The 14,484-nt window shown below is 65.7% G+C and carries 14 protein-coding genes; 7 read left to right on the top strand and 7 right to left on the bottom strand.

Annotated features, from left to right (window positions below):
• The first annotated feature begins 4 nt into the window (after positions 1-4).
• The 7 genes from rnr (at position 5) to QXZ94_RS12010 (ending at position 8,595) form a co-directional block, all read left to right on the top strand.
• The gene (rnr, locus tag QXZ94_RS11980; protein WP_315720571.1) at positions 5-2,383 is read left to right on the top strand and encodes a ribonuclease R; all 2,379 of its coding nucleotides are present in this window, start codon (positions 5-7) and stop codon (positions 2,381-2,383) included.
• Positions 2,380-2,835, top strand: coding sequence for a DUF983 domain-containing protein (locus tag QXZ94_RS11985; RefSeq protein WP_315720572.1), 456 nt, complete (start codon positions 2,380-2,382; stop codon positions 2,833-2,835). The genes rnr and QXZ94_RS11985 overlap by 4 nt, the downstream gene beginning before the upstream one ends.
• 35 nt (positions 2,836-2,870) lie before the next feature.
• Positions 2,871-3,629 (top strand): NUDIX domain-containing protein, encoded by a 759-nt coding sequence (locus QXZ94_RS11990; protein WP_315720573.1) that lies wholly within the window; start codon positions 2,871-2,873, stop codon positions 3,627-3,629.
• Between the two features lie 44 nt (positions 3,630-3,673).
• Complete coding sequence (locus QXZ94_RS11995; protein WP_315720574.1) at positions 3,674-5,011, top strand: amidohydrolase; 1,338 nt, start codon at positions 3,674-3,676, stop codon at positions 5,009-5,011.
• 376 nt (positions 5,012-5,387) lie between these two features.
• A complete protein-coding gene (locus tag QXZ94_RS12000) occupies positions 5,388-6,713 on the top strand; it encodes an LLM class flavin-dependent oxidoreductase (RefSeq protein WP_315720575.1) in 1,326 nt (441 codons plus the stop codon).
• 119 nt (positions 6,714-6,832) lie between these two features.
• Positions 6,833-7,000, top strand: a complete 168-nt coding sequence (rpmG, locus tag QXZ94_RS12005; protein ID WP_315720576.1) for a 50S ribosomal protein L33 — start codon at positions 6,833-6,835, stop codon at positions 6,998-7,000.
• Positions 7,001-7,242: 242 nt separating this feature from the next.
• Positions 7,243-8,595 carry a globin-coupled sensor protein gene (locus QXZ94_RS12010; RefSeq protein ID WP_315720577.1) on the top strand — a complete coding sequence of 451 codons (1,353 nt, stop codon included), beginning with the start codon at positions 7,243-7,245 and terminating at the stop codon, positions 8,593-8,595.
• Between the two features lie 12 nt (positions 8,596-8,607).
• Here the strand turns inward: QXZ94_RS12010 and QXZ94_RS12015 are convergent, their stop codons facing one another.
• The 7 genes from QXZ94_RS12015 to QXZ94_RS12045 form a co-directional block, all read right to left on the bottom strand.
• A complete protein-coding gene (locus QXZ94_RS12015) occupies positions 8,608-8,835 on the bottom strand; it encodes a hypothetical protein (RefSeq protein ID WP_315720578.1) in 228 nt (75 codons plus the stop codon).
• 102 nt (positions 8,836-8,937) lie between these two features.
• Positions 8,938-9,627, bottom strand: a complete 690-nt coding sequence (locus QXZ94_RS12020; RefSeq protein ID WP_315720579.1) for an aspartate/glutamate racemase family protein — start codon at positions 9,625-9,627, stop codon at positions 8,938-8,940.
• Between the two features lie 282 nt (positions 9,628-9,909).
• A complete protein-coding gene (locus QXZ94_RS34405) occupies positions 9,910-10,506 on the bottom strand; it encodes a DUF1127 domain-containing protein (protein ID WP_409998742.1) in 597 nt (198 codons plus the stop codon).
• 276 nt (positions 10,507-10,782) lie between these two features.
• Positions 10,783-11,193, bottom strand: a complete 411-nt coding sequence (locus QXZ94_RS12030) for a DUF1127 domain-containing protein (protein ID WP_315720581.1) — start codon at positions 11,191-11,193, stop codon at positions 10,783-10,785.
• A gap of 378 nt (positions 11,194-11,571) precedes the next feature.
• Complete coding sequence (locus tag QXZ94_RS12035; protein WP_315720582.1) at positions 11,572-11,748, bottom strand: hypothetical protein; 177 nt, start codon at positions 11,746-11,748, stop codon at positions 11,572-11,574.
• 928 nt (positions 11,749-12,676) lie between these two features.
• Positions 12,677-14,098, bottom strand: coding sequence for a PleD family two-component system response regulator (locus tag QXZ94_RS12040; RefSeq protein ID WP_315720583.1), 1,422 nt, complete (start codon positions 14,096-14,098; stop codon positions 12,677-12,679).
• A gap of 12 nt (positions 14,099-14,110) precedes the next feature.
• Positions 14,111-14,476 (bottom strand): response regulator, encoded by a 366-nt coding sequence (locus QXZ94_RS12045; protein ID WP_008964019.1) that lies wholly within the window; start codon positions 14,474-14,476, stop codon positions 14,111-14,113.
• Positions 14,477-14,484: the final 8 nt, after the last annotated feature.

Raw genomic sequence — 14,484 nt, forward strand, 5'->3', positions numbered from 1 at the left:
GAAAATGACCAAAAAGCGCGACATCGGCTTCCCTCCGCGGGAGGCCATCGTCGCCTTCATCCGCGCCAACCCGGGCAAGGTTGGCACCAAGGACATTGCGCGTGAGTTCGGCCTGAAGAACGCCGATCGCGCCGCCCTCAAGCAGCTGCTGCGCGAGCTCGTGGCCGACGGCACCGTCAAGAAGGGCGGCCGCAAGACGATCATCGAGCCCGCGACATTGCCGGCCACACTGGTGGCCGACATCACCGGGCGAGACAGCGACGGCGAGCTGATCGCCAAGCCCGCCGAATGGGACGAGGCCGAGCAGTCCGAGCCGCCGCGCATCCGCATCTACGCGTCTCGCCTCGCCAAGCCGGGCGCCACCGCCGGCGTCGGCGATCGCGCTTTGCTCCGCGTCGAGCCCATCGACGACGCCGATGGGATCACCTATCGCGGCCGCGTGCTCAAGGTGCTCGACCAGGCGCGCAACCGCGTGCTCGGCATCTTCAAGAGCAATCCCGGTGGCGGCGGCGGCCGCCTGATCCCCGTCGACAAGAAGCAGGCGGGACGCGAGCTGTCGATCGCGCCAGGCGATACCAAGGATGCCAGGGACGGCGACCTCATCAGCGTCGATCTGCTGCGTGGCCGCGGCTACGGCCTGCCGTCGGGCCGGGTGAAGGAGCGCTATGGCTCGGTCGCGACCGAGAAGGCGATCAGCCTGATCGCGATCCACGCCCACGAGATTCCGATGGACTTCTCGGCTGCTGCCGTTGCGGAAGCCGAAGCGGCGCAGCCCGCGACCCTGAAGGGCCGCGAGGATTGGCGTGAGCTGCCGCTGGTCACGATCGATCCGCCCGACGCCAAGGATCACGACGACGCCGTTCACGCCGAGCCGGATCCCGATCCGAACAATGTCGGCGGCTTCATTCTCCACGTCGCGATCGCCGACGTCGCCTACTACGTGCGTCCCGGCTCGGCGCTCGATCGCGACGCGCTGATCCGCGGCAACTCGGTCTACTTCCCCGACCGCGTCGTGCCGATGCTGCCCGAGCGCATCTCCAACAATCTGTGCTCGCTGGTGCCGGGCGAGGCGCGCGGCGCGCTCGCGGTGCGCATGGTGATCGGCGCCGACGGCCGCAAGCGCTCGCACTCGTTCCACCGCGTGCTGATGCGCTCGGCGGCAAAGCTGTCCTACGCGCAGGCGCAGGCCGCTGTTGACGGCAAGCCGGATGACGTCACGGGTCCCCTGCTCGAGCCGATCCTGAAGCCGCTCTACGCCGCCTATGAGGTCGCCAAGCGCGGCCGCGACGCGCGCGATCCGCTCGACCTCGACCTTCCCGAGCGCAAGATCCTGCTGAAGAAGGACGGCACCGTCGACCGCGTCGTCGTGCCCGAGCGCCTCGACGCGCACAGGCTGATCGAGGAGTTCATGATCCTCGCCAACGTCGCCGCGGCGGAAGCGCTGGAGAAGAAGGCGCTGCCGCTGATCTACCGCGTGCATGACGAGCCGACGGTGGAGAAGGTGCATGCGCTGCAGGAGTTCCTGAAGACGCTCGACGTGCCCTTCGCCAAATCGGGCGCGCTGCGGCCGTCGCTGTTCAACCGCGTGCTGACGCTGGTCGCCGGCCAGGATTACGAAAAACTCGTCAACGAGGTCGTGCTGCGCTCGCAGGCGCAAGCCGAGTACTCCTCGGAGAATTACGGGCATTTCGGCCTGAACTTGCGCCGCTACGCCCACTTCACCTCGCCGATCCGCCGCTACGCCGACCTCGTCGTGCATCGCGGCCTGCTGCGCGCGCTGGGCCTCGGCGACGGCGCCCTGCCCGACAGCGAGACGCCGGATCATCTGGCCGAGGTCGCGGCGCAGATCTCGGTGACCGAGCGACGGGCGATGAAGGCCGAGCGCGAGACCGCCGACCGGCTGATCGCACACCACCTCGCCGATCGCGTCGGCGCCACCTTCCAGGGCCGCATTTCCGGCGTCACCCGCGCCGGTCTCTTCATCAAGCTCGACGACACCGGCGCCGACGGCCTGGTTCCGATCCGGACCCTCGGCACGGAATATTTCGATTACGACGAGACCCGCCACGCGCTGATCGGCCAGCGCAGCGGTGCCATGCACCGGCTGGGTGACGTCGTCGACGTGCGTCTGGTAGAAGCTCAACCGGTCGCCGGTGCGCTGCGCTTCGAGCTGCTGACCCAAGCCGACGTGCTGGTGTCGCGGCATCCGCGCGGCGCGGGTCCCAGGCGCAAGACTACCGTCGGGACGAACGCCAAGGCGAGCAAACGGGGCAAGTCCGAGGCTCATCCAAAGCGTAAAGAAAAGAGCCGTAAGAAAAGCCAAAAGGCAGGGGCAAAACGCAAGCCCGGCACATCGAAGAAAGGCAGATCATGGACGCCATGAGTTCAACGCCCCGCGCATTGCCGCAGACTTTGCCACAGACTTGGACGCGCGACGCCGGAGCCGTCGAGAAGCGCGACGTCTGGACGGCGATGAAGCATGGCCTCCGCGGCCGCTGTCCGCGCTGTGGCGAAGGCAAGCTGTTCCGCGCCTTCCTGAAGGTCGCCGACAACTGCGACCGCTGCGGCCAGGACTTCTCCGGCCATCGCGCCGATGATCTTCCCGCCTATCTCGTGATCGTCATCGTCGGCCATATCATCGTGCCGCTGGTGCTGTCGGTCGAGACCAACTACGCACCGCCGGTCGCGCTGCAACTCGCGATCTATCTTCCGGTGACGTTGATCGCCTCGCTCGCACTGCTGCAGCCGGTCAAGGGCGCCGTCGTCGGGCTGCAATGGGCGTTCCGCATGCACGGCTTCGACGACAATCCGGTGGAAGGCATTCCGCCGGTGTGAGCGACTTTAAGAACTAATAAGAAGAAGGGGAGGATATGAGCGAGACGGTACAGGCGACGAGCGCGCCGGCGGGCAAGCCCGCCGAGAAGGAAGCGGATCATCATCCCTACACCAAGCCACGCGACGCCGCGACCTTGATCCTGGTCGACCGCAGCGGCGCGGTGCCGAAAGTGCTGGTCGGCAAGCGCCACGACAAGGTCGTGTTCATGCCCGGCAAGTTCGTCTTCCCCGGCGGCCGCGTCGACAAGACCGATCACCGCATTCCGGTCGCCGCTCCGATGCCGGCCGAGCTCGAAGCCAATCTGTTCAAGGGCAAGCCGCAGACCACGGCCTCGCGCGCGAAGTCGCTGGCCGTCGCCGCGATCCGCGAGGCCTGCGAGGAAACCGGTCTCTGCCTCGGCCGCAAGGTCGACGGCCCCGCGCCGAAGCTCGAAGGTCCGTGGGCGCCTTTCTCGGAAGCCGGCCTCCTGCCCGATCCCTCCGGCCTGTTCCTGATCGCCCGCGCCATCACCCCGCCCGGCCGCATCAAGCGTTTCGACACCCGCTTCTTCACCGCCGACGCCTCCGCCATCACCCATCGCGTCGACGGTGTCATCCATGCCGATGCCGAGCTGGTCGAGCTGGTCTGGGTCGAGCTCGGCTCCAAGCCGCTGGCCGATCTGCACCCGATGACCAGGAACGTCCTCCACGAGCTCGACAAGCGCTTGGCCACCGGCCCGCTGCGCCACGACGCGCCCGTGCCCTTCTTTCACTTCTACGGCGGCAGGATGCAGAAGGACGTGCTGGGCGGGTGAGCTGAACGGGACTAGACTGACTGCGTTCATCGGAGAGCCGATCCATGACGCAGTCCCGCCGCCTTTTGCTCGCCTCCACCGTACTGATCGCCCTTGCCTCCGCGCCGGCGCATGCCGAGCTGGACGTCTCAGCGCTGAAGAGCACCATCGCCGCTTCGCTCGAACGCGACTACCCCGCCCTCGACGAGCTCTACAAAGACCTGCACGCCCACCCGGAGCTGGCCTTCCAGGAGGTCAAGACCGCGGCGAAGCTCGCGGAGCAGATGCGCGCGCTCGGCTTCGAGGTGACCGAGAAGGTCGGCAAGACCGGGCTCGTCGCGCTCTACCGCAATGGCGACGGCCCGACGATCATGGTGCGCACCGAGCTCGACGCGCTGCCGATGGAGGAGAAGACCGGCCTGCCCTATGCAAGCCGCGACAAGGCCAATTGGGACGGACGCGAGACCTTCGTCGCGCATAGTTGCGGCCACGACGTCCACATGGCGAGCTGGGTCGGCACGGCCAGGACGCTGGTCGGCCTGAAGGACAAGTGGAAGGGCACGCTGATGTTCATCGCGCAGCCGGCGGAAGAGATCGTCGCGGGCGCCAAGGCGATGCTGGCGGACGGCCTGTTTACGCGCTTCCCGAAACCCGATGTCGGCTTCGCCCTCCATGATGGCGACTTCGCCTACGGCTCGCTGATCTATCGCGTCGGGATCGGCTCCTCCAACGTGGATGGGCTGTTCATTCGTTTCCACGGCCGGGGCGGCCACGGCGCGGCGCCCCATCAGACGATCGATCCGGTGATGATGGCTGCGCGCTTCGTGGTCGACGTGCAGAGCGTGATCAGCCGCGAAAAGAATCCGACCGAGTTCGGGCTCGTCACGGTCGGCGCCATCCATGGCGGCACCGCCGGCAACATCATTCCCGACAACGCATTCGTGGTCGGCACCATCAGAACTTTCAAGCCGCAGGTGCGTGCGAGGATCGTGGCGGGCATCGAGCGCACGGCGAAAGCCGTGGCGACCATGGCGGATGCGCCGCCGCCGCAGATCGAGATCACCGAGGGCGCCAAGGGCGTCATGAACGATTCAGCTGTCGTCGCGACGGGCGAGAAGGTGCTGCGGGCGGCCTTCGGCGACAAGCTGATGCTGGTTCCGCCGACCAGCACCAGCGAGGACTATTCCGAGTTCGTGGCGGCCGGCGTGCCCTCCATGTTCTTCGGCATCGGGGTCTACGAACCCGAGCGCGTCGCCGCCGCCCGCAACGGCAGCGGCCCGCCGCTGCCGCCGAACCACTCCCCGCAATTCGCGCCGGTGCCGAAGCCGACCATCGAGACCGGCGTCACGGCCATGACGCTCGCCGTACTCTCGGCGTTCGACGAACGCGCACGGGGGAATTAGGCTGAGCAGCCGGGCAAAGGCTTCTGATCGCCGCGTGCCTTGAGTTGAGATGGAGGTCCTGCCCACAAGAAGTGTCGCCCCGGACAAGCCGTGACGCGCGTCGCGCGACGCGGCGCCGATCCGGGACCCATATCCCGCGGCGGACGTGATGGGCACCAAATGCCAATGACCAGCCGGCCTCGAACTCCTCCCTGGAGGTATGGATCCCGGCGTTCGCCGGGACGACAGCGTTATTTGGATTGGCTGGTCGGCCAACATTGGCATGCGCGTGCTACGCGCGAGATGAAAAACGAAATCGTGTTCTGCGGCGAGTTGCTGACATGCGGTCACGAGGTTCCTATCTCCTCAAAGACAGCAACCATCCTCGGACGCCCTCATGGCCCCTCGTCAACTCAAGCTCGGCGCGTTCATGCGCCCGGTCTCGATCCACACCGGCGCGTGGCGCTATCCCGGCGCCTGGCCGGATGCCAATTTCAATTTCGGCCATCTCAAGCAGCTGATCCGCAAGCTCGAGGCCGGCAAGTTCGACGCCTTCTTCATGGCCGATCATCTCGCCGTGCTCAACATGCCGATCGATGCGCTCAAGCGCAGCCACACCGTGACCTCGTTCGAGCCGTTCACGTTGCTCTCGGCGCTGTCGGCCGTCACCGAGCACATCGGCCTGATCGCGACGGGCTCCACCACGTTCGACGAGCCCTATCACGTCGCCCGCCGCTTCGCCTCGCTCGACCACATCTCCGGCGGCCGTGCCGGCTGGAATATCGTGACGACGTCGAACCCCGATGCGGCGCTGAATTTCGGCCTCGACGATCACATGGAGCATGCTGAGCGCTACAAGCGCGCCCGCGAGTTCTACGACGTCGTCACCGGCCTGTGGGATTCCTTCGCCGACGACGCCTTCGTGCGCGATGTCGAGAGTGGGCTGTTCTTCGATCCCCAGAAGATGCATGTGCTCGACCACAAGGGCAAATACCTCAAGGTTCGCGGGCCGCTGAACATCGCCCGCCCGGTGCAGGGCTGGCCGGTCATCGTGCAGGCCGGCGCCTCCGAGGATGGCAAACAGCTCGCCGCCGAGACGGCGGAGGCCGTGTTCACCGGCGGCGGCAGCCTCGCGGACGCACAGAAGCTCTATGCCGACATCAAGGGCCGCATGGAGACGATCGGCCGCAATCCGGAGCATCTGAAGATCCTGCCCGGCGCCTTCGTCGTGGTCGGCGACAGCGTCGATGAAGCGAAAGAGAAGCGCGCTCTGCTCGACAGCAAAGTGCACTACGACAGCGCGACCGCCTCGCTCTCCGTCATCCTCGGCACCGATGCCTCCGGCTTCGATCCGGACGGCCCGCTGCCCGAGATCCCCGAGACCAACGCCTCCAAGAGCGGCCGCCAGCGCCTGGTCGACGTCGCCGCCCGCGACAAGCTCACGGTGCGGCAGCTGGCGCAGCGGGTCGGCGGCTATGGCGGGCTCGCCTTCGTCGGCACGGCCAAGACGATCGCCGATCAGATGCAGGACTGGCTGGAAAGCCGCGGCTCTGACGGCTTCAACATCATGTTCCCGTTCCTCCCGGCCGGGCTGGACGACTTCGTCGACAAGGTGATTCCCGAGCTGCAGCGCCGCGGGATCTTCCGGACGGAGTATGAAGGCCCCACTTTGCGCGACAATCTCGGCCTGCCGCGGCCGAAAAACCGGTTCTTCCCGGCCTAGAGGCGCAGATTCTGCCCGGCGAACCTTGACTTTGAGGGCTGGCTGGGTAGGTTGCCGGCCAACGGCGCCCCCTCTTTGGCCGGTGCCCACCCCCGATCCCGATACCAGAGGTTCAAGACATGGCCAAAGCGGTCACCATCAAGGTCAAGCTCGTGTCGACCGCCAACACCGGCTTCTATTACGTCGCCAAGAAGAATTCGCGCACCATGACCGACAAGATGGTCAAGAAGAAGTACGACCCGGTCGCGCGCAAGCACGTCGAATTCCGCGAAGCCAAGATCAAGTAAGATCGCGGATCTGCTTACGACTTCCACGGGGCCGTTTCGGCCCCGTTTTTTATTGCGCATTCCGCGCTGGACCCGTCGCGGCTGACTGCCCTGCCCGCTGCATCCCGCTCACATTCCCCGATCAGTTGAAATCCGGGTTCCGGTCGTAAGGAACCATCAACCAAACCCGTGCAATTCTGGGGTAACGAGGCACCCGGCAGCGGGGCTTCTCCCTTGCGTATCGATTGACGGGCGGACCACCGATGACCGATCTGACGACTCTCAAATCCCGTCTCGATTTCATCGGCATCGACAACGCCACCAGAGAGCACTTGCGCGAGTTGCGGCCCCTGATCGGCAAGGTGCTGCCCGGACTGCTCGATCAGTTCTACGCCCATGTCGGCAAGGTGCCGTCGCTCGCCAAGATGTTCTCCGGCCAGGCGGCGATGCGGCACGCCTCCAAGGCACAGTTCGAGCATTGGATGTCGCTGGCGACGGCCAAGTTCGACGACGCCTATGTGAAGTCCGTCACCCGGATCGGCCTCGCCCACAACCGGATGGGGCTGGAGCCCCGCTGGTACATCGCCGGCTACTCGCTGATCGTCACCGGCCTGCAGAAGGCGATCGAGACCGAGCTCTCCGACGGCTGGTTCGGCGGCCAGGCCGCCCGCGAGAAGAAGGCCGCGTTGCAGGCCGCGATCACGAAGGCAGCCATGATCGACATGGACCTCGCGATCTCGGTCTATCTCGACGCCGCCAAGACCGAGCAGCACGTCGCCATGCAGCGCATGGCCGATGAGTTCGAGTCGACCGTCGGCCAGATCATCAACAAGGTTCACGCGGACGCGCGCAGCCTCGAGGTCTCCGCCAATACGCTGAGCAAGACCGCCGAGCAGACCCAGCAGCTGTCGACCAGCGCCGCCGCCGCCTCCGGCCAGGTCTCGGCCACCGTGCAGTCGGTCGCATCGGCGGCGGGAGAGATGACGTCCTCCGTCCACGAGATCGGCCGCCGCGTCACCGAATCGACCAGCATCGCCAAGGAAGCGGTGCGCCAGATCGAGCAGACCGATGTCGGGATCAGCGAATTATCGCGCACGGCCGAGCGCATCGGCGACGTGCTGAAGTTGATCACCTCGATCGCCGCCCAGACCAATTTGCTCGCCTTGAACGCCACCATCGAGGCGGCGCGCGCCGGTGATGCCGGCCGCGGCTTTGCGGTGGTCGCCTCCGAGGTCAAGGCGCTGGCGTCGCAGACCGCCAAGGCCACCGAGGAGATCGGCCAGCAGATCGAAGGCATCCAGAACGCGACGCAGTCTTCGGTCGCCTCGATCAAGCAAATCGGCGGCACCATCCAGCACATCTCGGAGATCGCGGCCGGCATCGCCGCCGCCGTCGAGCAGCAGGGCGCGGCGACGGGACAGATCTCGCGCAACGTCCAGGAGGTCGCCGGCGGCACCGCCCGCGTCGCCGGCAACATCGGCGACGTCAGCAAGGGGGCCGACGCCACCGGCTCCGCCTCCTCGCAGGTGCTCACGTCAGCGCACTCGCTGTCACGCGAGAGCGATCGGCTGAAGGACGAGTTGGAGAAGTTCTTGCGGAAGGTGCGCGCCGCGTAAGCTGCGCGGCGACTACATGCCGTGGCTCTGGAACACCGCCGAGCAGCGCTTGCTCAGCTTGGCGCGGTTCTGCATCAAACAATTCTGCACGCCGAAATCGTCGCCGAGCTGAGCGCGACAGAGGCGCTTGGCGTCGGGCGCGCACGCCTTCTGCTCCTGCGGCGTGCCCATATGGCCCTGCGCCATGGCGAAGGACGGCAGGACAGACAATACGGCAACCGCGAACATCAGCTTTGTCATTGGGGCTCCTCCTTGGGGCCCAGACAAACGTCCGCAGCGCCGGGCGGTTCCGGCGGAACTCTGGCAGCAGCCGACGCCTCCGCGGCGCCCACTGCCCGAGACCTAGGCGAGCGCCCGCGCCAACGCGGCGCGGGCCAGCAGCCGCGTCGAATCCAGGGTCGGCAATGGCGAATTGTTGTCGTCGATGATCAGCGGGATCTCGGTGCAGCCGAGCGCGACGGCATCGCAGCCTTTCGCCTTCAGCCGCGCGATGATCGCCTGAAACGCCGCGATGGAGGACGGCTCGACGCGGCCGTTGACCAGCTCGTCCATGATGATGCGATTCGCGGTGATTCGGTCGGCCTCATCCGGACGCTCGAAGCTGAGGCCATGCGTACTCAGTCGGTCGGGATAGACGTTGCTGTCGACGAGCCATTGCGTGCCGGTGATCCCGACGTGCCGATAGCCCCGCCTGACAGCCTCCTGTGCGACCTCGTCGGCGATATCAAGCCATGGCAACGGTGAGCGCGGCAGCACCAGCGGCAATGCCTGGTGGATGGTGTTGTCCGGGCAGATCAGGAAATCCGCGCCGGCCGCGGCGAGCTTGCGCGCGGAGGCCAGCATGAGTTCGGCCACACCGGCGAGATCGCCGCGATCGAGGCATCTGACATAGTCGGCCAGCGACGGCGTGTGCATCGACACTTCGGGGTGCGCGTGCGGTCCGAGCCGGTCGGCGCCCTCCTTGCAGATCGTGCGGTAACACAGCGCCGCGCCCTCGGCGGAGCAACCGACGATGCCGATATGTTGGGTCATGGATCGTCTCGTTTGTCCATCGTTACTGGCGATGATAGCGCGAAAGGCGATTGCACGTGAGCACCACATGGAATGAGACGCGTGACCAGTACACCGTCATTGCGAGCGCAGCGAAGCAATCCAGTCCTTGCCCGGCCCTGGATTGCTTCGCTGCGCTCGCAATGACGGTGTCGCAAGCAGCACGGCTCATCCATGAGGCGCGTCACCTGGGACAAGCGGCGGCACGTCAGGGCAGACCTCCACAGATCCGCCCTGCCGACAAGCACCGCGTCTCCTCCACGACTACATCACGCCGCGGGACATCAGGGTATTCGCCATGTCGTATCTGAGCCGCTCGAGGGCGCGGTGGGCTGCGAGATGGTCGAGGTCGCCTTGCGAGAGCCCGATGTCGATCAGCTGTGCCTCGCTCAGGTCACGCAAGTGGAGTCTCATTCTCCGGCGCCGGCAGCTGTCCTGAAACGCGTGCCAAGAGCGTGCAATCCCTCTGAACAGCCAGGAAGCCGCGCCGCCCGGCGGCCCGGCTGCATTCTTTTCCGACACCACATCGCGCAGCACCGTGGCGGATGCCTCTGAGCGCGGCGCGGCTGGCGCCTGGTGCGCCGCGTTCTTCACCAATGTGAGGGGACGATTGCGCGTGGCGGCATCGCGCGCGATCTCGGCGGTGAGGTGGGTCTGAGGTGGCATCGGTCGCTCCTGCTGAGTGATGCCGGCAGGGAGCGTGGCCCAACAAAAAGGCCCCGTCCGATGCCGGCGGGGCCTGGTGGAATGATCGTGTCGTCGAAATCCTAGCGCACGACTCCTCCCACGGCCCGGCTGCAGCGGGTCGTATTTTTGCGGTAGGAATGGCGCACGACGTTGATCATAGTTTGCAAGTACCATGAAGATTGCGCCAGATCAAGGCATGTAGTTCCTGCGCCCACAGATGAGCACCCATGCGCGAGGCTCGACCGCTGCCGAACTCTGCACGCACGATCGCCTGACGAGATCTATTCGAAAGAGCCGCTCGGTCTCTCCTCCGTCATTGCGAGCGCAAGCGAAGCAATCCAGAGTCGCGCGTGAAGCCCCTGGATTGCTTCGCTGACGCTCGCAATGACGTCGCGGCGACCATCTCGCGCTCTTGGTCGACTGTCCTGCGTCGCCACAGCGAGCGGCCGACTACATTCCCCGACGCGAGACGTCCCTCAGAAATCGCGGGTCATGCCTCAACCCGTCGAGCGTCTGCAGCGCGGCGATGTGCTCGATCTCGGCACGCGTGACGCCGATGTCGGTCAGCTCGCGTTCGCTCAGCTCGTAGAGGCTTGCCCGCACGTACTCGCGGCGTTGCCATGCTTGAACGGCGCGCCAGCATCGGCCGATCAGGCGGATGATCAGCCAGGTCGGCGTGGCCGGCGGGCCGGCCGCGTCCTTCTCCGACAACACCTCTCGCAACGCTGCGAGGGACGTCTCGGACTGCGTCGATGGCTGCACGCTGCTGATCGCATCGGTGACTGACGCGATCGAGAGATCGACCGTGAGCCCTGACACGTGCCCGGCATCGATCGTCGAGTTGGTCTGGTGGGGTGGCATGCTCCGCTCCTGCTGTTGTGCCGGCAGCGAGCAAAGGCCAAACGAAAAGGCCCCGTCCGATGCCGGCGGGGCCTGGTGAGAACATCGCGTCGTCGATCTCCTAGCGCGCGACTCCTTCCATGGCCCGGCCGAAGCGGGTCATGTGATCGAAGTTGACGATGCGGATCGATGTGCTCATGGGACCTGGATACCACCGATATCGAATGAAATCAAGAGATGTTCCGCATGACGGCACATCTCTGACGGGAGTATTTCGAGCTGATGACTTTGCGACGTGTCGTAGGGCGGATGAGCGCAGCGTAATCCGCCGCTTGTCCGCCCGTGAAATGGCGGATTACGCTCCGCTCATCCGCCCTACGGCACTGGCACTGATCCGCCCTACGGCACCGGCCGAGCGGCCATGAAACGGTCCTCGATGAAGCCAGCCAACCATGCGGCAACACCTCCCAAGAGTCCCAACACCACGGTATTGGTCTCGACACCGAAGGCGTAGAGGATCAGGAGTCCGCACACCATCAGCCCACCACTCAGAGCACCGATACGAAGCGCCTTCATGGCAGTCTCCAGAGATCACGAACCGTCCTGGGAGCGCATGTTAGCACGAGATCAACGAAGCTCGCAGGCCGATCAATCCTGGCGTGACCATCATCAGCCATCCTGAAGCTTCGCGCGCTCAGAAATCGACCCGGCGCCCAGCAGCCTCCGGGAGAGCGCCGCTCCAAAAAACCAACTTTTCAAATGATCTCAACATGATCGCCGTGATGGGCACTCCAACCGCAATTTTCATCTTTCGTTTTTCCGAAAGATGTGCTACACGTCGCTCATCCCACCTCGCCAAGAGGGGCGCATCGCGATCGTCACGAGCGTGAGGTGGGGTGCGGTGGGCGTTTCGGGGTGCAGCGTGGCTTGTCCGCGCGGACGAACATCCTGACGCGCACGGTGAAGCCGTGTGGTCCTGGCCTCCCGACGCTGAGGCCAAGCGGGCGCTGCGACGAGCGCGCTGGTGACGGGGGCAAGACAGCCGGTCCCCGGGGAGAGCACGGAGTAAGCCGTAAAGCCATCGCGCAGGGAAGGCCGGATGTTCGGCTCGTACCTGTGGTTCTGCCGCGTGCTTTTTTTGCTGCACGCGGACCATGGGTGCGACCAGCACCCGGCCTTCCCTGCGCCCTCTGTTCTCGAAGGGGGTTTTGATGGGCACAGCTCGGGCGCGGAGGCGCGGCGAGGATGAGACGCCGTGTGTGGAAGAATGTCGCTACACACTCGCCGTCATTCCGGGGCGCGACGCAGTCGCGAGCCCGGAATCCACAACCACGAGCCGTGGTTTGGCGAAGGCAGCCGCCACTGGCACCTCGCGACACAGAGCCGTTCGTGACTATGGATTCCGGGCTCGCGCTACGCGCGCCCCGGAATGACGTGTGGAGAGGGTATGGCCGCTCGCGATCAACGCATTCGGAGTGATAGAGCGGCGCAGCGCCCCTGCCCTCTATCTTCCCCTGCCCGCGGCCTGCGGCAGGAACGGCGCCGGCGGATGCACCGGGGCGATCGCGACAGCGCGGTTGCGGCCTTCGTTCTTGGCACGGTACAGCGCAGTGTCGGCGCGCTTCATGACGTCGGCGATCGGCTCACCCTTCTGCTCCAGGGTCGACAGCCCGATCGAGACCGTGACCTCGATGCGCTTCTCGCCCTTGTGGACCGAGAACGGCTCGTTGGCGACGGAGCGGCGCAGGCGCTCGGCGACCATGCCGGCGACGTGCAGGTCGGTCTCCGGCATCACGATCACGAACTCCTCGCCGCCATAGCGGCACGCGAGATCGATGCCGCGGATCGACTTGCGCACCCGCATCGCGAACTCGCGCAGCACGTCGTCGCCGGCATCATGGCCGTAATTGTCGTTGATCGACTTGAAGTAGTCGATGTCGAGCATCATCAGCGCCAGCGGCTTGCCGCGGCTCGCCGCCTGGTCGGCCAGGGTCGCCAGATGCGTCTCCATGTAGCGGCGGTTGTGCAGGCCCGTCAGCGCGTCGGTGATCGCCATCTCGATCGAGTTCTGGACGTTGTCGCGCAGATGATCGGTGTAGCGGCGCTTGCGGATCTGAGTGCGGGCGCGGGCCAGCAGCTCATTCTTGTCGACCGGGCGCAACAGGTAGTCGTTGACGCCGATCTCCAGCCCGCGCAGCAGCCGCGAATTGTTCTCGGCCTCGGCGATGGCCAGGATCGGCACATGACGCGTGCGCTCCAGCGAGCGCAACTGGCTGCACAGCCGCAGGCCGTCGAAATCATTGAGGTCGAGCGAGACGATGACGAGGTCGTAATTGCCCTCGGCGGCGTTGAACACCGCCTCCGATGGATTCGTCTCGACGTCGACGGAATGCTCGGTCGCCAGCATCGGCCCGAGCCGCTCGTAGGACGACGGCCGGTCGTCGACCAGGAGGATCTTGCCGCCCCGGCCGGCGTCGGCGACCGCGCTGCGCTCCGGTGCCTGGACGCCGATCTCGAGCGAGGTGAGCGCACGCATGCGCAACTCGTCGGTCATCATCTTCAGCCGCGTCAGCGAACGCACGCGCGCGATCAGCACGACGTCGGACACCGGCTTGGTGAGAAAATCGTCGGCACCGGCCTCCAGGCCGCGCACACGGTCGGACGGGCTGTCCAGCGCCGTCACCATCACCACGGGAATGAAATGCGTCGCCGGATTCGACTTCAGCCGCCGGCAGACCTCGAAGCCGTCCATGTCCGGCATCATGACGTCGAGCAGGATGATGTCGCATTCGGCGCGCTGGCAGATCTGCAGCGCCTCGGCGCCGTTCGAGGCGGTCAGCACGTCGAAATATTCGGCCGACAGCCGCGCCTCCAACAGCTTGACGTTGGCGGGGACGTCGTCGACCACAAGGATGCGCGCGGACACTGCAGAAACTCCTCAGCCGATAAAACGTCGCACGGTTTCAATGAATTTTCCGACCGAGATCGGCTTGGAAAGATAGGCTTCGCAGCCACCCTCGCGGATGCGCTCCTCGTCGCCCTTCATGGCAAAAGCGGTCACCGCGACCACCGGGATCGCGCGCAGATCGGGATCGTCCTTGATCCATTTCGTCACCTCCAGGCCCGAGACCTGCGGCAACTGGATGTCCATCAGGATCAGATCGGGGCGGGTCCGGCGCACGATGTCGAGCGCCTCCACGCCGCTGGAGGTGCCGGACGTCTGGTAACCGTGGGCCTCCAACAGATCGCGGAAGAGCTTCATGTTGAGCTCATTGTCTTCCACGATCAGGACGGTCTTGCCCATCCGCCCCT

This window comes from Bradyrhizobium sp. SZCCHNS2022, assembly GCF_032377575.1.
In the GTDB taxonomy this organism is placed as follows: Bacteria; Pseudomonadota; Alphaproteobacteria; order Rhizobiales; family Xanthobacteraceae; genus Bradyrhizobium; species Bradyrhizobium aeschynomenes.

Coding starts and splice junctions, on each gene's coding strand:
- rnr (WP_315720571.1), top strand. CDS start 5: ATGACCAAAAAGCGCGACATCGGCTTCCCTCCGCGGGAGGCCATCGTC.
- QXZ94_RS11985 (WP_315720572.1), top strand. CDS start 2,380: ATGAGTTCAACGCCCCGCGCATTGCCGCAGACTTTGCCACAGACTTGG.
- QXZ94_RS11990 (WP_315720573.1), top strand. CDS start 2,871: ATGAGCGAGACGGTACAGGCGACGAGCGCGCCGGCGGGCAAGCCCGCC.
- QXZ94_RS11995 (WP_315720574.1), top strand. CDS start 3,674: ATGACGCAGTCCCGCCGCCTTTTGCTCGCCTCCACCGTACTGATCGCC.
- QXZ94_RS12000 (WP_315720575.1), top strand. CDS start 5,388: ATGGCCCCTCGTCAACTCAAGCTCGGCGCGTTCATGCGCCCGGTCTCG.
- rpmG (WP_315720576.1), top strand. CDS start 6,833: ATGGCCAAAGCGGTCACCATCAAGGTCAAGCTCGTGTCGACCGCCAAC.
- QXZ94_RS12010 (WP_315720577.1), top strand. CDS start 7,243: ATGACCGATCTGACGACTCTCAAATCCCGTCTCGATTTCATCGGCATC.
- QXZ94_RS12015 (WP_315720578.1), bottom strand. CDS start 8,835: ATGACAAAGCTGATGTTCGCGGTTGCCGTATTGTCTGTCCTGCCGTCC.
- QXZ94_RS12020 (WP_315720579.1), bottom strand. CDS start 9,627: ATGACCCAACATATCGGCATCGTCGGTTGCTCCGCCGAGGGCGCGGCG.
- QXZ94_RS34405 (WP_409998742.1), bottom strand. CDS start 10,506: ATGGTACTTGCAAACTATGATCAACGTCGTGCGCCATTCCTACCGCAA.
- QXZ94_RS12030 (WP_315720581.1), bottom strand. CDS start 11,193: ATGCCACCCCACCAGACCAACTCGACGATCGATGCCGGGCACGTGTCA.
- QXZ94_RS12035 (WP_315720582.1), bottom strand. CDS start 11,748: ATGAAGGCGCTTCGTATCGGTGCTCTGAGTGGTGGGCTGATGGTGTGC.
- QXZ94_RS12045 (WP_008964019.1), bottom strand. CDS start 14,476: ATGGGCAAGACCGTCCTGATCGTGGAAGACAATGAGCTCAACATGAAG.